We start from the raw sequence: 17,713 nt of genomic DNA on the forward strand, positions 1-17,713 counted from the left end.
TTCGTGCTCGCCAGGGGCGGACAACCTCTCATGCCCTGCCATCCGGCCCGTGCCCGTGAACTCCTGGGCACGGGGCGGGCCGTGGTCGCCCGGCAGGTGCCCTTCACCATCCGGTTGAAGGACCGCGCTCGCGCCGACTCCGAAGTCGACGGAGTGCGGCTGCGCATCGACCCCGGCTCACAAGGCACCGGCCTCGTCGTCACCGATGAGAAGAAGGAGGCCGGTCGGCAGGGCTCCCCCGTCACCGTCAGACGCGGACTGATCGCGGTCGAACTCCAGCATCGCGGTGAGCAGATCCATCTGTGCATGCGGCAACGCGCCGGCTACCGGCGCCGATCGGCCAACTGCCGCTACCGAGCGCCCCGTTCGAGCAACCGCCCCCGTCCCGCGGGATGGCTGCCGCCCTCCCTGCGCCACCGGGTCGACACCACCCTCTCCCTGGCAACCCGCCTGTGCCGCTACGCGCCCGTCACTGAAGTCCACCTCGAACACGCCGCGTTCGACACCCACTCCATGAGCGCGGGGCGCCCCTTGTCCGGAGCCGAGCACCGACAGGGCCCACTCACCGGAACCACCGCCCGCGCCTACCTCCACGCCAAGTGGAACAGCACGTGTGCCTACTGCGACGCGAGTGGGGTACCTCCAGGCCGGAACGCCGCTCCACGACGCCGCCGCCATGAACACGACCCACCGGCAGCTCACCGCGGCGCTGGGCACCCTCGGCAGGCCCGTGCACGCCTGGTCCGGCAGGCGTACGCATGGCAACCGCAGCGCCATGGGCCTGCCCAAGACGCACACCCTGGACGCGTTGTCCGTCGGAAGCCTGGACCACGAGGGCGGCGACGCAATCGTGCGGTATCCGGAGCGGGTGCTCGTCGCCAAAGCCACCGGGCGCGGTTCCTACGCCCGGACGACTCCGGACCGGTTCGGCTTCCCCCGGCTTCACCGGGCTCGTACCAAGCGGCACTTCGGGTACGTCACCGGAGATCTCGTACGGGCCACGGTGTCCTCCGGCAAGTGGGCGGGCACGTGGACCGGCCGGGTCTCCGTACGGGCCAGGGGGCAGCACAGTCTGACGACGCCGGGAGGACGTATCAACGTCTCTCACCGGAATCTGCGGCTCCTCCAGCGGAGCGACGGATACGGATACGGCAGTCGTCCGGAGCCGACGCCGTCAACTTCCCGAAAAAGCGGTTGAACCCTCGCCGGGCGGTTCCTAATGTGTGGTGCACACGAGAAGGGAGGTGGTTCGGCAGATGTATGAATACCGGACGCGTGAGGTGACTGCGGGCTAGCGGCCCGTCGCCACACCCAGTGCGGTGCCGGACCAGCACGTGAGAAACGCGTGCAGCCGGCCCAATCTCCAGCAGTCACCCGACCCGCGAGCTCGCCGGTACGTCCGGCCGGCTCCCCCGCCGTCAGGCGAGGGGACCTGAGCTCGCGGGTCGTCTGCGTTTTCGGGGCCGTTTCCGGGGTGCTTATGCGAGGCGGAGTCTGCCCGTTCGTTGGGCGTGGGCCTCGCCGGCTCGGAGGATCAGTGCCGCCGCTGTCAGGAGCAGGGCGCTCAGGAGGGTCAGCCAGGCCAGGGTCGGGGCCAGGGCTCCCAGGGGTTCGCCTTCCAGCAGGGCTCCTCTTACGGCGATCAGGCTGCCCGTCAGGGGGAACACCGCGCCGATCACCTGGACCGCCGCCGGCAGAGCGAAGTGCGGTAGCCGGACTCCGCTGACGAACCACAGGGGCTCGTCCAGGACCGTGTAGAGGAATGCCGAGTCGCGGGAGAAGACCAGGAGACTGTTCAGGAACGCTCCCCATGCCACCGCCGGGATCAGCAACGCGAGCACCACGACCCCGTACATCCACCAGGACGCGACCGACAGTGTGCCGAAGCCGAGCAGGGCGGCGGTGGTGAAGCAGGTCAGGAGCCAGGCGTTCTGGAGGAGGGCGCCGGCGCCGTTCGCGATCATCAGGGTGAGGCGGCCCGCGGGGGACAGGAACAGCAACTCCAGTGTTCCTGTGGTGCGTTCGAAGGAGAAGTGCCAGGCCGACTGGACCAGGGAGAAGAAGAAGGCGTAGGCGAGGGTGCCGGTGGCCAGGAAGGCAAGGAGGCGGTGGGGGTCCGCCGCGAGGGGCCAGTGGGCGGCCGCTTCGGATGCCGTGGCGACCGGGCGGAGGGTGTAGTAGGTCGTCGCCAGTTGCAGGATCGGCCAGACCAGCATCGAGAAGACGACCAGCGGCTGGCCGAAGAGACGGCGGTGCTGTTTCAGGGTCTCCGCCGCGAAGACCCGTGCTGCCGACCTCGTCGCGTCGATCACGCCGGCACCACCGCCCCCGGCACCGTCCCGTCCGTCAGCGCCAGGATCGCGTCCTCCAGGCTCGCCTCCTTGATCTCCAGGCCGGTGATGGCTCCGCCCGCCCCGACGATCGCCGCCGCGAGCGGGCCCGCCATGTCGTCCGGGCTGCGGAGGGTGAGGATCTCGCCGCCGCCGTCCGCCGGTGTCCGCGTCGCCCCGAAGCGGGCGGCCACCTCGGCGACCGCGGGCGGGACCCGAGGCACCGTGACCCGTACCGTGCCGACGCTTCCCGTCGCGGTCTTCAGCTCGGCGGGGCTGCCCGCCGCCAGGTGCCGGCCGTCGGCGATGACGTAGACGTGGCCGCACAGTTCCTCGACCTCGGCGAGGTAGTGCGAGGTGAGCAGCACCCCCGTGCCCTCGGCCGCGAGCCGGGCGACCACACGGCGCAGGTCGCGGGCGATCGGTGCGTCCAGGCCCAGGGTGGGTTCGTCCAGGAGCAGGTACGCCGGGTCGTTGATCAGGCCCCGGGCGATGGCCAGGCGTTGGGTCATGCCCCGCGAGTAGCGCTCGACCATGGTGTCGGCGGCCGGGGTGAGGCCGACCAGGGACAGCAACTCGTCGATCCTGGCGCGGAGTTCGCGCTTGGGGACGTCGTAGAGCTGGCCGAAGTACCAGAGGTTCTCGCGGCCGGTCATGCGCGTGTAGACCATGCGTTCGCCGCCGGCGATGAGGTTGATACGGCGGCGTACGGCGCGGGCGTCGGCGACGGAGTCGAGGTCGTCGACGCGGACGGTGCCCGAGGTGGGCCGCAGCAGGGTGGCAAGGATCTTGATGGTCGTGGTCTTTCCGGCGCCGTTGAGGCCGAGGAGGCCGGTGATGCGGCCTGCCGGGATGTCGAGGTCGAGGCCGTTCACGGCGGTCTTGGTGGTGCGCGGGCCGAACAGGCCGCGGTCACGGACGGGGAATTCCTTGTGCAGGTCGCGGACCTCTATGCCGGTGTCGGGCATCGGTTAGTACGTCCTTTCCACGGCTCGGCGTTCGAAGTACGGGAGCGTCCTGACGCCGAGCAGCAGGTACGCGGCGGAGAGCAGCAGGCTGACGGCGAGGCGGGGCGCGAGGTCGGTGAGGGTGTGGCCGCCGGTGAGGGTGCCGTGCAGGACGTCCATGGCGGCGGTGGTGGGGAAGGCTTCGGCCAGCCAGCGGACGTAGTCGGGAAGGTAGTCGCGCGGGAACGTGTAGCCGCAGAGCAGGCCCAGGACGATGAAGACGGTGTTCTGGGAGATGTGCGCCTCCCCCGCCGCGATCATCAGGCCGCCGAGGCCCACCGACAGCGCGAACACCGCGACGATCAGGGCGAGTGCGCCCGCCACCGCTCCCGGCGCCGATGCCACCGGGATCGAGATCCCCAGCGCGCCGATGACCACGCCCAGCGTCAGGAACTCGGCGATGGAGCTCAGGACCGCGAACGCCGTGAAGCCGAGCAGATACGGCAGCCGGGTCGCGGGGGCGATGAGCAGGGCGCCGAGCGTGCCCTGGCGCTGCTCGGTGATGAGCGCCTTCGCGGACCAGAGGATCAGCCGGACCGTGAACTGGAACGCGGTGGCGCCGACCGCGAGATACGCGAGGTAGGCGCTCGTACCGCTGCCCTTCGCGAAGTCCGCGCCGGTCTCGCCGCCGCCGATGGCGTGGAAGCCGAGGTAGCCGAGCGCGATGGTGAGCGCGGCGGGCAGGACGGTGCCGACGGCGTACGTCCATGGGTAGGCGCGCCTGGTCATGTGCCAGGTACGCCAGGTGGTGGCCCGGCCGGTGCGCCAGGCGGTGGCTGTAGCCATCCGATCCCCCGTCGATCATCGATCGTCGATACGAGTGAGTCTCCATTGGGAACTCACTTTCTCATCAGGGTTTCTATCGGGAACTGAGCTGGTGGCGCAAGATGGTGGGCAGAATTGACGAACACGGATGACCGACGATGGAGGGCGTCTTGGTGCGAGCCGTACCGGAACGGGACGCGGCCTGTGCGATCGCGCAGGCGGCTGCCGTGATCGGCGACTGGTGGAGCCTGCTGCTGGTGCGGGAGGCGGCCCGCGGACACCATCGCTTCGACGCGCTGCAGGAGGAGCTGGGCATCTCCCGCAAGGTGCTCGCGGAGCGGCTCGGGCAGCTCGTCGACAGCGGGGTCCTGGCGAAGGTGCCGTACCAGGAGGGCCCGGTGCGGTACGAGTACCGGCTGACCGCGACCGGGCGGGCGCTGCTGCCGGTGCTGGTGTCGATGCAGGACTGGGCCGACCGCTGGCTGCTGGGCGACGGCACGCTGACCGGGTCCGCCGAGGGCGACAGCGCGGAGGCGCGCCGGATGGCGGCCCTGCCCGGCACCCGGCTGCCGGCGCTCACCCTGCCCGCGCACACCGGGGACGCCCTGGACCCGGTGGCCGACGCGCCGACCGTGCTCTTCTGCTACCCGGCGACCGGCCGCCCGAGCCCGCTGCCGGACGGCTGGTCGGACATCCCGGGGACGGTCGGCTGCACCCTGGAGAACCGGCTGTTCCGGGACGCCCACGACGAGTTCGTGGCCGCGGGAGTCTCGGTGCGCGGAGTCAGCACCCAACGGCCGGACGAACAGCGGGAGTTCGCGAAGGCGGAGCGCATCCCCTTCCCGCTCCTCTCGGACGTGGATCTACGGCTGTCCGCGGCGCTGCGGCTGCCGACGTTCCGGGCGGGGCAGGTTCTGCGCCTGAAGCGGGCGGTGTTGGTCGTGGACCGGGAACGGGTCGTACGACACGTGCAGTTCCCGGTGACGGACATTCCGGCGGCGGTGACGGCATCCCTCGAAGTCGCCACCGCCGTAAGGGACTTCGGGGAGTCCGGGGAGTTCAGGGACCTCACGGACCTCAAGGACTGAGGCGCTCCACCCGCCAGGTTCCGTCCGGCTCGGCCGTGTAGCGCAGGCGGTCGTGGAGGCGGTTTTCTCGGCCCTGCCAGAACTCGACCGTCTGGGGGGCGATGCGGAAGCCGCCCCAGTGCGGGGGGACCGGGACCTGTTCGCCCTCGGGGTAGCGGGCGGTCAACTCCTCGTAGGACGACTCCAGTTCGGCTCGTGAGGGGATCACCGCGGACTGGGTGCTGGCCCAGGCGCCGAGTTGGGAGCCGTGCGGGCGGGTGCGGAAGTACGCGGCGGTCTCGTCGCGGCCGGTGCGGCGGGCGGTGCCGGTGACCAGGACCTGGCGGGCCATCGGGTGCCAGGGGAAGAGCAGCGAGACGTAGGGGTTGGCGCCGAGTTCGCGGGCCTTGCGGGAGTCGTAGTTCGTGTAGAAGACGAAGCCCTGGTCGTCGTAGTGCTTCATGAGGACCGTGCGGGAGCTGGGGCGGCCCTCGGCGTCGGCGGTGGAGACGACCATGGCGTTGGGCTCGTAGACGAGCCCCTGGAGTGCCGCCTCCTCAAACCAGCGGCCGAACTGTGCCATGGGGGTGGGGGCCAGGTTCGTCTCGTCGAGGCCCTCGACGCGGTACTGCTTGCGCATGGCGGCCGGGTCGAGGCGGGGATCACGGTCGGCGGCAGTGGAATCGCGGTCGGTCACGCGGTCATCCTGCCGTACGGCGTCGGAAGGGTGGGGGCGGTGTCCCGTTCCGGTGGCACTCAGTGCCGTACACCCTCCCCTTGTGTGGCACTCGGCGTTATGGTGCTGATGTCTCTATCTTCGGCCCGCGAGTCCCCCGCGACCGCGGAGCCACAGCATGAGGAGCCGCCTGATGTCCGACCTCGATCCCGGCTTTGTACCTGGTCTCGAAGGAGTCGTCGCGTTCGAGACGGAGATCGCCGAACCGGACAAGGAGGGCGGCGCCCTGCGGTACCGGGGCGTCGACATCGAGGATCTGGTCGGTCACGTCTCGTTCGGCAACGTCTGGGGGCTGCTCGTCGACGGCGCGTTCGACCCCGGGTTGCCGGCCGCCGAACCGTTCCCGATTCCGGTGCACTCCGGGGACATCCGGGTCGACGTGCAGTCCGCGCTGGCGATGCTCGCGCCGGTGTGGGGGCTCAAGCCGCTCCTCGACATCGACGAGGAGCAGGCGCGGGACGACCTCGCGCGGGCGGCCGTGATGGCGCTGTCGTACGTCGCTCAGTCCGCGCGTGGGCAGGGGCATGCGATGGTGCCGCAGAGTGAGATCGACAAGGCGCAGTCGGTTGTCGAGCGGTTCATGATTCGGTGGCGGGGGGAGCCGGATCCCAAGCATGTCGCGGCCGTGGACGCGTATTGGACGTCCGCCGCGGAGCATGGGATGAACGCGTCCACCTTCACCGCTCGGGTTATTGCCTCTACTGGGGCTGATGTCGCCGCCGCGCTTTCCGGGGCCGTGGGTGCGATGTCCGGGCCTCTGCATGGGGGTGCCCCCTCTCGTGTCCTCGGGATGATCGAGGAGATCGAGCGGACCGGGGATGCCGAGGCGTATGTGCGGCAGGCGCTGGACAAGGGTGAGCGGTTGATGGGGTTCGGGCACCGGGTTTATCGGGCTGAGGATCCTCGGGCTCGTGTACTGCGGCGTACCGCGCGGGAGTTGGGGGCGCCACGGTTTGAGATTGCCGAGGCGTTGGAGAAGGCCGCGCTGGCCGAGTTGCATGCGCGGCGGCCTGATCGGGTGCTCGCGACCAACGTCGAGTTCTGGGCGGCTATCGTGCTGGACTTTGCCGAGGTGCCGGCGCACATGTTCACGTCCATGTTCACGTGTGCGCGTACGGCTGGGTGGTCGGCGCACATTCTTGAGCAGAAGCGGACGGGGCGGCTTGTGCGGCCTTCTGCTCGGTATGTGGGGCCTGCTACTCGGGGGCCTCAGGAGATCTCGGGGTTTGGGGATATCGCCCACTGAAGAGGGGCTTTCGGTGCGTGGGCGGGTGCGGGTGTGTGGGGGCTGGTCGCGCAGTTCCCCGCGCCCCTGGGAAGTGGGGGCTGAGGTAAGTGGGCGACTGCGGGGCGGACGTGGCTGGTCGCGCCCACGCGGCGGAGCCGCAAATCGACACAGCCCCGCGCCCCTAAAAGCGTCACCCCAGGGTGTGTTCCAGGAGTGCCGCCCATTGGGCTACCACCCGCTCCCGCCTCGGCCCGTCATCAGTGAGCAGGTTGGCCAGGCCCAAGCCTCTTGCCATGTCCAGGAGGCCCTGGACTGTTTCTCGTACGCCCTGTTGGGACTCGTCCGCGGACAGCAACTCCACCGCGATACGGTGAGTCTCGCGGCCCACCTTCGCCTCCAACTCCGTTACCCGCGGACGGAGTTGGTCCTCGTTCGATGCCGCTACCCAGAGGTGTAGGGCCGCTCGGAACAACGGGCCCGTGTAGAGGTCGACCAAGGCCTCGATCACCGCGCGGCGGTCTGCGGCGCCCTCGGGGAACAGGGCGCGGAGGGCCGTCGATCGTTCTTCCGCCACGTACTCGACCGCCGCCGTGAAGAGGTCCTCGCGGGTCGGGAAGTGGTGTTGGGCGGCGCCTCGGGAGACGCCGGCGCGTTCGGCCACGACGGAGACGGTGGAGCCTGCCCAGCCGTGTTCGGCGAGGCAGGACACGGCGGCTTCCAGGAGGCGTTGCCGGGTGGCCCGGCTGCGGTCCTGCTTGGGTCTGCGGTCGACCGCGCCCGGTGCCGTCGTCGCGCTCACACCACCCATGCGGGATCCCGTCGTTCGAGGAAAGCTGTCATCCCCTCGCGGGCCTGCGCGGAACCGAACAGCCGTGCCGAGAGCGCGGTCAGATCGGCCGCGTCCCGGTCGAAGGTTTCCAGCACCCTAGCCGTGAGCAGCCGTTTCGTCTCGGCCAGGGCCTCGGGAGCGGAGCGGCGCAGGCCGTCGAGGATGGGTGCCAATACCTCGTCCACGTCCTCTCCCGCCGCCGTCAGCAAGCCCGCGCGGGTCGCTTCCGTCGCGTCGAAACGTTCGCCGGTGAGGTAGTAGCGGGCCAGGGTGCGGGGGTCCGCGCGGGGCAGGAGCGGGAGGGAGATCACCGCCGGGGCCACCCCTATCCGTACCTCCGTGAACGCGAACGTGGCGGATGTCGTCGCCGCTGCCGCCATGTCGCAGGCCGCCAACAGGCCTACGCCGCCTGCCCTTACGTGGCCCGTCACCCTCGCCACCACCGGTTTGGGGAGTTCTACGATCTGGCGGAGCAGGGTCACCAGGGACTCCGGGGCGGGCGGGTCCCGTAGGTCCGCTCCCGCGCAGAACGTGTTGCCGGTGTGGGTGAGGACGATCGCCCGTACGTCGGCGTCCTTCGCGCAGTCCGTCAGCACGTCCGCCAACTCCCTTACCAGGGACGCCGACAGCGCGTTTCTGGTCTCCGGTGAGTCCAGGCTCAGGGTCTCGATGCCACGTGTGCGGGTGCGGCCGATCAGGGTCATGCGCGGCCTCGCAGTTCGCGGCGCAGGATCTTGCCGGAGGCTGCCCGGGGGACAGCGTCGATGAAGGTGACGATGCGGACGCGTTTGTAGGGGGCGACGCGTTCGGCGACGTACATCAGGACCTCGCTCTGGGAGAGGTCGGGGGCGGTCTGCTGGCGGACCACGTAGGCGTGCGGGACCTCGTTGTTGTCGTCGTTGTACTCGCCTACGACCGCCGCGTCCGCGATGCCGGGGTGGGTGAGCAGGAGGGCCTCCAGTTCGGCGGGGGCCACTTGGAAGCCCTTGTACTTGATGAGTTCCTTGACGCGGTCCACGACGAACGTCCAGCCGGCGTCGTCCACGTAGCCGACGTCCCCGGTGCGCAGCCAGCCGTCCTGGTCGATCATCGCGGCGGTCTCGTCGGGGCGGCCGAGGTAGCCCTTCATCACCTGGGGGCCGCGGATGAGGAGTTCGCCCGCCTCGCCGATGCCCAGGTCTTTGTCCGGGTCGTCGAGGGAGACGATGCGCATCTCGGTGCCGGCGATGAGTTTGCCGACCGTGCCCGGAGGTGCGGTGGGCATGTCCCGTACGGGGACCACGTGGGTGCCCGGGGAGAGTTCCGTCATGCCGTACGCCTGGCCTACGGGTGGCAGGCCCAGGCGTTGGGAGCAGGCGGCGGCGAGGTTCGCGTCGAGGGGGGCGGCGGCGCTGATGATGTATTTGAGGGACGAGAGGTCGTACTGGGCGACCGCGGGGTGCTTGGCCAGAGCCAGGACTATGGGCGGGGCCACGTACAGGCCTGTTATGCGGTGGTTCTCGATGGCCGCGAGGAAGGTCTCCAGGTCGAAGCGCGGGAGGACCACGACTGCCGCGCCCTTCCTCAGGGGGGCGTTCATCAGGGCCGTGAGGCCGTAGATGTGGAAGAAGGGGAGGACGGCGAGGATGCGGTCGCCGGGGCCGGTGGGGACCGCAGGCTCCAACTGGGCCAGGTTTGTTGCTATTTGACGGTGGGTGAGCATCACGCCCTTGGGCGTGCCCGTCGTGCCCGAGGAGTACGGGAGGGCCGCTACGTCCGTCACCGGATCGATGTCGACCACCGGTTCGGGGGCCGTGGAGCCGAGCATGTCGGCGAGCGAACGGTGGCCGGGTGCGCTGTCGCAGACGAATATCTCCTCGACGCCGCCTGCCAGTTCGGCCGCCCGGCGGGCCGTGTCGACGAGGGGCGACAGGGTGACGATCCAGCGGGCCTCGGAGTCGCTGAGCTGCTTGGCGAACTCCTCGGGTGTGGCGAGCGGGTGCACCGTCGTGACGGAGGCACCCGCGCGCGTGGCGGCGTAGAACGCCAGGGGAAACGCGACCGTGTTGGGGCTGTGCAGGGCGAGGACGTCACCCTTGCGCACGCCCGCGTCCGCGAGGCCGGCCGCGATACTCCGGTGGAACGCGTCGAGTTGGGTGTACGTGAGGGTGGTGCCGTCCGTGCCGTCGACCAGCGCGGGTTCGTCCCCGAACTCGGCGGCGTGGCCCAACACCGCGTCGTGGATGGGGAGTTCTACGGCCGGAACGTCTGCGTACTCGCTGCGGAACATGGTTCCTCCTGGCCCGGACTGGCGCGGGCTTCTGTTCAGTACGACTTGGGCAGGCCCAGGGTCTGGTGGGAGACGTAGTTGAGAATCATCTCCCTGCTCACCGGAGCAATACGAGCCACGCGCGCGGCAGTTATCAATGAGGCGAGCCCGAATTCCCGCGTGAGGCCGTTGCCGCCGAGGGTGTGCACGGACTGGTCGACGGCCCGGACGCAGGCCTCGCCGGCCGCGTACTTGGCCATGTTGGCGGCCTCGCCCGCGCCCACGTCGTCACCGGTGTCGTACAGGTACGCCGCCTTCTGCATCATCAGGCGGGCCAGTTCGAGGTCGATGTGCGCCTGGGCGAGGGGGTGGGCGATGGCCTGGTGGGCGCCGATGGGGGCGTCCCATACGGTGCGGTCGCGGGCGTACTCGATCGCTCGGGCGAGCGCGTAGCGGCCCATGCCTATCGCGAAGGCGGCCGTCATGATGCGCTCGGGGTTGAGACCGGCGAAGAGTTGGAGCAGGCCCGCGTCCTCGTCTCCGACCAGGGCGTCCGCCGGGAGACGTACGTCGTCCAGGGTCAGCTCGAACTGCTTCTCCGCGGCCTGGAGTTCCATGTCTATCTGGCGGCGGGTGAAGCCGGGGGCGTCTCGCGGGACGATGAACAGGCAGGGCTTGAGGCGGCCTGTTCGGGAGTCTTCCGTGCGGCCGACTATGAGGGTCGCGTCGGCCAGGTCCACGCCGGAGATGAAGACCTTGCGGCCGGTCAACAGCCAGTCTGTGCCGTCTTTTCTGGCTGTGGTGGTGATGCGGTGGCTGTTGGAACCCGCGTCTGGTTCTGTGATGCCGAAGGCCATGGTTCGGGTGCCGTCTGCCAGTGCGGGGAGCCAGGTTTGTTTTTGGGGTTCTGTGCCGAAGCGGGCGATTACTGTGCCGCAGATTGCCGGGGAGACGACCATCATGAGGAGGGGGCAGCCTGCGGCTCCCAACTCCTCCAGGACTATGGAGAGTTCGGAGATGCCGCCTCCGCCGCCGCCGTATTCCTCGGGGAGGTTGACTCCTAGGTAGCCCAGTTTGGCTGCCTCGGACCAGAGTTGTGCCCTGTCGTAGGTGCGGCCGTGTCTTTTACCTAGGGCGGATACAGCTTCACGTAGGGCTTTGTGCTCGTTTGTTTCGGTTGTGGACATGTGACTCCCTCGTTGTGGCTGGTCGCGCTCGCGCGGCGGTAGCCGCATATAGATACAGCCCCGCGCCCCTTTAGGTGGGCTGGATTACCGCCAATAGAGCGGCTAGCTGTACCTGTTGGCCAGGTACTGCGTTCAGGGCCGTCAGACTTCCCGTGACCGGGGCGGTGATCTTGTGTTCCATCTTCATTGCCTCTAGCCACAACAGGGGCTCGCCTGCTGTTACTTGGGCTCCTACCGCCAAGCCCTCGGCCACTCTCACCACCGTGCCCGGCATGGGGGCGAGGAGGGAACCTGGGGCCAGTTGGGCGGTGGGGTCGGGGAAGCGGGGCAGGGCCGTCAGGGTGGTCGCGTTCACGTACACCTGGTTGCCGTCGCCGTAGCGCGCCACCTCGAACCTCCGTCGCACTCCGTCCACTTCGAGTACGACCAGACCGGCGTCCGCGTGGATGACGCGCACCCCGTCCGCCGTCAGGCCCTCCCTCGTGTGCCTGTACTGGACCTCGTACTCGGTGTTGCCCATGGCGTAGCGCTTCACCTGTGGCTGGGACGGCAGGTTGCGCCAGCCGCCGCCTCCGAAGCGGGAGCGGCCGTGGGTGTCCGCCAGGGCGGCCGCCAGGGGGGCGTGGGGGTCGGGGGTGGGCTTCGTGAGTTCCGGGAGGTGGCGGTCGTAGAAGCCCGTGTCCATGTGGGCCGTCGTGAACTCCTTGTGGCGTAGGGAGTTGACGAGGAGGGCGCGGTTCGTGATCGGGCCGTGGATTGGCGCTTGCTCCAGGGCTCCCGCGAGTTTGCGGAGGGCCTCGGCGCGGGTGGGGGCATGGGCCACGACCTTGGCGAGCATCGGGTCGTAGTGGACGCCGATCGCGTCGCCGTCGGTGTAACCCGTTTCCAGGCGGACGCCGTTCGGGACGGCGAGGCGGTGCAGGGTGCCGGTCTGCGGGGTCCAGTCGGTCGCCGGGTCCTCGGCGTAGAGGCGGGCTTCGATGGCGTGGCCGCGCGGGTGCGGAGGGTCGCTTTCGAGGGGGCCGCCCTCCGCGATGCGTAGCTGCATGGCCACCAGGTCGATGCCGAACACAGCCTCCGTCACCGGGTGTTCGACCTGGAGGCGGGTGTTCATCTCCAGGAAGTGGGCCTTGTTGTCGGGGGAGATGAGGAACTCGACGGTTCCGGCGCCCTCGTAGGCGACCGCGCGTGCCGCCTGAACAGCCAACTCGCCCAGTTCTGCGGATAGTTGATCAGGCAGGCTCGGTGCCGGGGACTCCTCGATCACCTTCTGGTGGCGGCGTTGGAGGGAGCAGTCGCGGGTGCCTAGGGACCAGACCGTGCCGTGGGTGTCGGCGAGGATCTGGACCTCTACGTGTCGGCCGCCTTCCACGTAGGGCTCGACGAAGACCTCGCCGTCGCCGAAGGCGCTCGTCGCTTCGGCCTGCGCTGCCGTCAACTCGGCTTTGAGGTCTGCTAGTTGGCGTACGACGCGCATGCCGCGTCCGCCGCCGCCCGCCGCCGCCTTCACCAGGACCGGGAGGTCGGACTCGGTGACGTTTTCCAGGGGGGCGATGCCCATCAGTTGCTTGGCGCGGGTCTTGGAGGCCATGGCTTCGATCGCCTCGGGTGGGGGGCCGATCCAGACCAGCCCGGCGGCCTGGACGGCGCGGGCGAAGTCGGCGTTCTCGGAGAGGAAGCCGTAGCCGGGGTGGACGGCGTCCGCGCCTGCCGCTACGGCCGCCTTCACTATCAACTCCCCGCGCAGATAGGTCTCCTGGGGTGTCGCTCCCGGCAGCCGTACCGTCGCGTCGGCCATGCGGGCGTGGAGCGCGTTCTCGTCGGCGTCCGAGTGCACGGCGACCGTCCGGATGCCGAGCTCACGGCAGGTACGGAAGATCCGGCAGGCGATCTCGCCCCGGTTGGCGACCAGTACTGTCGAAATCACGTGATCCCTCACATCAGTCATGGCCGTCACATCCGGAAGACGCCGAAGCCACCGCGCGCGCCCTCGAAGGGAGCCGTGTGGATGGCGGACAGGCACAGGCCGAGGACTGTGCGGGTGTCGCGCGGGTCGATGACTCCGTCGTCGTACAGCCGCCCCGACAGGAACATCGGCAGGGACTCGGACTCGATCTGCTGCTCCACCATGGCGCGCAGCGCAGCGTCCGCGTCCTCGTCGTAGGGCTGCCCCTTCGCCACGGCCGACTGGCGGGCGACGATCGACAGGACGCCGGCGAGCTGTTGGGGGCCCATGACGGCGGACTTGGCGCTGGGCCAGGCGAAGAGGAAGCGGGGGTCGTAGGCGCGGCCGCACATGCCGTAGTGGCCGGCGCCGTACGAGGCGCCCATGAGGACGGAGAGGTGCGGTACGCGGCTGTTGCTGACGGCGTTGATCATCATCGCGCCGTGTTTGATGATGCCGCCCTGCTCGTACTCCTTGCCGACCATGTAGCCGGTGGTGTTGTGGAGGAAGAGGAGGGGGATGTCTCGCTGGTTCGCCAACTGGATGAACTGGGCCGCCTTTTGGGACTCCTGGCTGAACAGGACTCCCTGGGCGTTCGCCAGGATGCCGACCGGATAGCCGTGCAGAGCCGCCCAACCCGTCACCAGGCTCGTGCCGTAGAGGGGCTTGAACTCGTCGAAGTCGGAGGCGTCGACGAGGCGGGCGACGACCTCGCGCGGGTCGAAGGGGGTTTTGAGGTCCCCGGGGACGATGCCCAGCAGCTCGTCCTCGTCGTACTTGGGGGGTGCCGCCGGGGCCGGATCGCCGTACGCCTTGCGGTGGTTGAGGCGGGCGACGACGCGGCGCGCCTGCCGTAGCGCGTCCTGCTCGTCCACGGCGAAGTGGTCCGCGAGGCCCGAGACGCGTGCGTGCATCTCGGCGCCGCCGAGGGACTCGTCGTCGCTCTCCTCACCGGTGGCCATCTTCACGAGGGGCGGGCCGCCGAGGAACACTTTCGCGCGTTCCTTGACCATGATCACGTGGTCGGACATGCCGGGGATGTACGCGCCGCCGGCGGTCGAGTTGCCGAAGACGACGGCGATCGTGGGGATGCCGGCGGCCGAGAGGCGGGTCAGGTCGCGGAAGATGGCGCCGCCCGGGATGAAGATCTCCTTCTGGGAGGGGAGATCGGCGCCTCCTGACTCGACGAGGCTGATGCAGGGGAGGCGGTTGGCGAGGGCGATGTCGTTGGCGCGCAGGGCCTTCTTCAGCGACCAGGGGTTGCTCGCGCCGCCGCGCACGGTGGGGTCGTTGGCGGTGATCAGGCACTCGACGCCTTCGACGACACCGATGCCGGTGACGAGGGAGGCGCCGACCGTGTAGTCGCTGCCCCAGGCGGCGAGCGGGGAGAGTTCGAGGAAGGGGGTGTCGGGGTCGAGGAGCAGCTCGATGCGCTCCCTCGCCAGCAACTTGCCGCGCTTGCGGTGCCGTTCGACGTATTTCGGGCCGCCGCCCGCGAGGGCCTTCGCGTGCTCGGTGTCGAGTTCGCCGAGTTTGGCGAGCATGGCCTCGCGGTTGGCCGTGTAGTCGGGACCGTGGGTGTCCAGGGCGGTCGGGAGGACGGTCACAGGAGGACCTCCGGTATGTCCAGACGGCGGGAACGCAGCCATTCGCCAAGGGCCTTGGCCTGCGGATCGAAACGATGCTGGGCGGCGACGCCCTCGCCGAGAATGCCCTCGACGACGAAGTTGAGGGCGCGGAGGTTGGGCAGGACGTGCCGGGTGACGCCCAACTCGGCGGTCTCCGGCAGGAGTTGCCTGAACTGCTCGACGGTCAGCGCATGGGCGAGCCAGCGCCACGTCTCATCCGTACGCGCCCACACCCCCACGTTGGCGTTCCCTCCCTTGTCACCGCTACGGGCCCCGGCGACCAGACCAAGGGGCGCCCGCGTCGTGGGCCCGTCCGGCGGAGGCTCGGGGAGGGCCGGCTGCGGAAGGTCTTCCAGTACGCGGGTGTCGTGGGCCGGGGCCACAGAAATCCGGCGCCCGTCGTGGAGGACGGCCACATGGTCGACGGCGTCATGAGGGACATACACATCATCGAAGACGCCATAGGGCGCTCCCTTTCCAGGTGGGGTCAGCACATGGAAGCCGGGGTAACTGGCGAGCGCGAGCTCGACGGCGGCGGCACTCAACGGCCGCCCGACGACCTCCTGATCGGGATCCCGCACGACGAGTCGCAGCAGCGCGCTGGCGGTCTCCTCGGTGACGGCATCGGCGTGATCGGTACGGGCGAGATCCCAACGGAGTTCACTGGGCCGGGACTTGGCGTTCCCCTCGCCGAACGCGGCCTCCATCTGTTCCCGGACGAGCGTGGCCTTGCGCTCGATGTCGAGTCCGGTGAGCACGAAGGTGACCTCGTTGCGGAAGCCGCCCAGCCGGTTGAGCCCGACCTTGAGGGTGGGGGGCGGGGCCTCACCGAGTACACCTTCGATCCGGACCCGATCGGTTCCGGTCCCTGTCCCTGTCCCTGTCCCGTCCTCCCCGATCCGGATGGTGTCGAGGCGGGCGGTGACGTCGGGACCGGCGTACCGGGCGCCGTGTGTCTCGTAGAGGAGCTGGGCGGTGACGGTACCGACGTCCACGACTCCGCCCGTGCCGGGGTGTTTGGTGATGACGCAGGAGCCGTCGTCGTGGATCTCGGCGAGCGGGAAGCCGGGGCGGCGGAGCTTCTCTGGTGCGTGCTCGGTGAAGAAGGCGTAGTTGCCACCGGTGGCCTGGGTCCCGCACTCCAGCACATGCCCGGCTACGACGGCCCCCGCGAGCCGGTCGTAGTCCTCGGCCCCCCACCCGAAGTGGGCGACGGCGGGCCCGGTGACCAGGGCGGCATCGGTGACCCGCCCGGTGACCACGACATCGGCCCCCGCATCCAGACAGGCAGCGATCCCGAAGCCACCGAGATAGGCATGCGCGGCCAGGGCATCCGGATACCGCCCGGCGAGATCGTCGCCCTCGACATGTGCAACTCGCACCGGCACCCCGAGCCGATCGGCCAACTTCCGTACGGCGTCGGCGAGTCCGGCGGGATTGAGTCCCCCGGCGTTGGTGACGATCCGTACCCCGCGCTCCTGGGCGAGCCCGAGACACTCCTCCAACTGCTTGAGGAAGGTACGGGCGTATCCGGCGCCGGGGTCCTTCAGCCGGTCGCGTCCCAGGATGAGCATGGTCAGCTCGGCGAGGTAGTCACCGGTGAGGACGTCCAGTTGACCGCCGGTGAGCATCTCGCGGAGGGCGTCGAACCGGTCGCCGTAGAAGCCGGAGGCGTTGCCTATGCGGAGGGGGGCGACGGTGGAGTTCGCTGTCGTCACTGTCCGGTCCCCTTCGTCTTCGGCGGGCGCCCGGCACCGGGGGGTCCCGCGAAGGCCTGGGCGATGTCGAGCCAACGGTCGGCATCGGGCCCTACCGCCTCCACCGCGAGGTCGGTGCGGTGGGCTCGCTGGGTGACGAGGAGGCAGAAGTCGAGGGCGGGGCCGGTGACGCGTTGCGGGGCGTCTTCGGGGCCGTAGACCCACAACTCGCCCTCGCCGGAGGGTGCGTGGAGTTCGATGCGGAACTCCTCGCTCGGCGGGGTGAGTCCATGCACGCCGAAGGCGAAGTCGCGGGCGCGCACGCCGATGCGTACGACGTGCCTGAGCCGATCGGTAGGCGGCCGGACCACACCGACCGCGTCGGCGACATCCTGTCCATGGGCCCAGGTCTCCATGAGCCGGCCTGTGGCCATGGAGGCGGCCGACATGGGTGGGCCGTACCAGGGGAAACGGGTTCCGGTGGGTGCGGCGTACAGGGCGGCCAGGAGGGCTGCCCGACCGGCCCGCCAGTCGGCGAGGAGTTGGGCGGGTGTCTTCGCGGCCCCCTCCTGCGCGCCCTCGTCCACGAATGTCTCGGGGGTGGCGAGCGCCTTCTCGACCAGTGCGCCGAACGCTTCCTCGTCCGTTACGGCGAGCAGGGCGGAGTGGTCGGTCCAGGCCAGGTGGGCGATCTGATGGGCGACGGTCCAGCGGGCGGCGGGCGTCTCGAAGGCCCAGCCCTCTGGCCCCAACTCGGCGACTAGCCGGTCGAGTTCCTCGCTCTCCTCACGCAGGTCGTCGAACACGCGCGTTGGATCGGACATGGGGGGAGCATGGCAGGGGCGCCGGAAACAATCAAGCGTGCTTGTATTATTTAGGGTGCCGTGGGACCGGGGTGCGAGGCGTGAACGTTGGGCCACTCGCTTCTTGGCCAGTGTCGGGCTTCCACGACCCGAGTAAAGGGCGCTCCCTACGGTCGCGTCGGCTACGCCGATTCCGCTGCACTCCACCCTTGACTCGACCCGCTCCAGCCCGTTTCAGAAGCG

At 69.6% G+C, this 17,713-nt stretch carries 15 protein-coding genes and 1 pseudogene; 4 read left to right on the forward strand and 12 right to left on the reverse strand.

Annotation, left to right across the window (positions count from 1 at the left end; genetic code table 11):
* Nucleotides 1–30 precede the first annotated feature (30 nt).
* Together iscB and ACIBK4_RS20035 are read left to right on the forward strand one after the other, a co-directional pair.
* Nucleotides 31–579, forward strand: a pseudogene (gene iscB / locus ACIBK4_RS20030) (RNA-guided endonuclease IscB); the annotation flags it as partial.
* Nucleotides 580–613: 34 nt separating this feature from the next.
* Nucleotides 614–1,198 (forward strand): hypothetical protein, encoded by a 585-nt coding sequence (locus tag ACIBK4_RS20035; RefSeq protein WP_398996461.1) that lies wholly within the window; start codon nt 614–616, stop codon nt 1,196–1,198.
* A 280-nt stretch (nt 1,199–1,478) separates the two neighbouring features.
* Here ACIBK4_RS20035 and ACIBK4_RS20040 read toward each other — a convergent pair whose 3' ends face one another.
* The 3 genes from ACIBK4_RS20040 to ACIBK4_RS20050 are packed head-to-tail and all read right to left on the reverse strand — an operon-like array spanning nt 1,479 to nt 4,123.
* Nucleotides 1,479–2,312, reverse strand: coding sequence for an ABC transporter permease (locus ACIBK4_RS20040; protein WP_398996086.1), 834 nt, complete (start codon nt 2,310–2,312; stop codon nt 1,479–1,481).
* Nucleotides 2,309–3,298 carry an ABC transporter ATP-binding protein gene (locus ACIBK4_RS20045; protein WP_398996087.1) on the reverse strand — a complete coding sequence of 330 codons (990 nt, stop codon included), beginning with the start codon at nt 3,296–3,298 and terminating at the stop codon, nt 2,309–2,311. Before ACIBK4_RS20045 ends, ACIBK4_RS20040 begins: the two co-directional genes overlap by 4 nt.
* A gap of 3 nt (nt 3,299–3,301) precedes the next feature.
* Nucleotides 3,302–4,123, reverse strand: coding sequence for an ABC transporter permease (locus ACIBK4_RS20050; protein ID WP_398996088.1), 822 nt, complete (start codon nt 4,121–4,123; stop codon nt 3,302–3,304).
* Between the two features lie 137 nt (nt 4,124–4,260).
* On the opposite strand from ACIBK4_RS20050, the gene ACIBK4_RS20055 reads away from it, so the two are divergent.
* Entirely contained in the window at nt 4,261–5,190 is a 930-nt protein-coding gene (locus ACIBK4_RS20055) for a winged helix-turn-helix transcriptional regulator (protein WP_398996089.1), read from the forward strand.
* Here ACIBK4_RS20055 and pdxH read toward each other — a convergent pair.
* Nucleotides 5,180–5,866 carry a pyridoxamine 5'-phosphate oxidase gene (gene pdxH / locus ACIBK4_RS20060; protein WP_398996090.1) on the reverse strand — a complete coding sequence of 229 codons (687 nt, stop codon included), beginning with the start codon at nt 5,864–5,866 and terminating at the stop codon, nt 5,180–5,182. The genes ACIBK4_RS20055 and pdxH overlap by 11 nt on opposite strands.
* Nucleotides 5,867–6,038: 172 nt before the next feature.
* Here pdxH and ACIBK4_RS20065 point away from each other — a divergent pair, with 172 nt between their 5' ends.
* Nucleotides 6,039–7,151: a citrate synthase 2 gene (locus ACIBK4_RS20065; protein ID WP_398996091.1), complete on the forward strand. Its 1,113-nt coding sequence runs from the start codon at nt 6,039–6,041 to the stop codon at nt 7,149–7,151.
* A gap of 172 nt (nt 7,152–7,323) precedes the next feature.
* Here ACIBK4_RS20065 and ACIBK4_RS20070 read toward each other — a convergent pair whose 3' ends face one another.
* The 8 genes from ACIBK4_RS20070 to ACIBK4_RS20105 form a co-directional block, all read right to left on the reverse strand.
* Entirely contained in the window at nt 7,324–7,941 is a 618-nt protein-coding gene (locus ACIBK4_RS20070; RefSeq protein ID WP_398996092.1) for a TetR/AcrR family transcriptional regulator, read from the reverse strand.
* Complete coding sequence (locus ACIBK4_RS20075) at nt 7,929–8,666, reverse strand: enoyl-CoA hydratase family protein (RefSeq protein WP_398996093.1); 738 nt, start codon at nt 8,664–8,666, stop codon at nt 7,929–7,931. The genes ACIBK4_RS20070 and ACIBK4_RS20075 overlap by 13 nt, the downstream gene beginning before the upstream one ends.
* Complete coding sequence (locus ACIBK4_RS20080) at nt 8,663–10,231, reverse strand: 4-coumarate--CoA ligase family protein (protein ID WP_398996094.1); 1,569 nt, start codon at nt 10,229–10,231, stop codon at nt 8,663–8,665. Before ACIBK4_RS20080 ends, ACIBK4_RS20075 begins: the two co-directional genes overlap by 4 nt.
* Nucleotides 10,232–10,266: 35 nt before the next feature.
* Nucleotides 10,267–11,397 (reverse strand): acyl-CoA dehydrogenase family protein, encoded by a 1,131-nt coding sequence (locus ACIBK4_RS20085; protein WP_398996095.1) that lies wholly within the window; start codon nt 11,395–11,397, stop codon nt 10,267–10,269.
* Between the two features lie 70 nt (nt 11,398–11,467).
* Nucleotides 11,468–13,324 carry an acetyl/propionyl/methylcrotonyl-CoA carboxylase subunit alpha gene (locus ACIBK4_RS20090; RefSeq protein WP_398996096.1) on the reverse strand — a complete coding sequence of 619 codons (1,857 nt, stop codon included), beginning with the start codon at nt 13,322–13,324 and terminating at the stop codon, nt 11,468–11,470.
* Between the two features lie 26 nt (nt 13,325–13,350).
* The gene (locus ACIBK4_RS20095) at nt 13,351–14,949 is read right to left on the reverse strand and encodes an acyl-CoA carboxylase subunit beta (RefSeq protein ID WP_398996097.1); all 1,599 of its coding nucleotides are present in this window, start codon (nt 14,947–14,949) and stop codon (nt 13,351–13,353) included.
* A complete protein-coding gene (locus tag ACIBK4_RS20100; protein ID WP_398996098.1) occupies nt 14,946–16,688 on the reverse strand; it encodes an acyclic terpene utilization AtuA family protein in 1,743 nt (580 codons plus the stop codon). The genes ACIBK4_RS20095 and ACIBK4_RS20100 overlap by 4 nt, the downstream gene beginning before the upstream one ends.
* The gene (locus tag ACIBK4_RS20105; protein WP_398996099.1) at nt 16,685–17,491 is read right to left on the reverse strand and encodes a TIGR03084 family metal-binding protein; all 807 of its coding nucleotides are present in this window, start codon (nt 17,489–17,491) and stop codon (nt 16,685–16,687) included. Before ACIBK4_RS20105 ends, ACIBK4_RS20100 begins: the two co-directional genes overlap by 4 nt.
* Between the last annotated feature and the right edge of the window lie 222 nt (nt 17,492–17,713).

Source organism: Streptomyces sp. NPDC050528 (assembly GCF_044457795.1).
Lineage (GTDB): Bacteria > Actinomycetota > Actinomycetes > Streptomycetales > Streptomycetaceae > Streptomyces.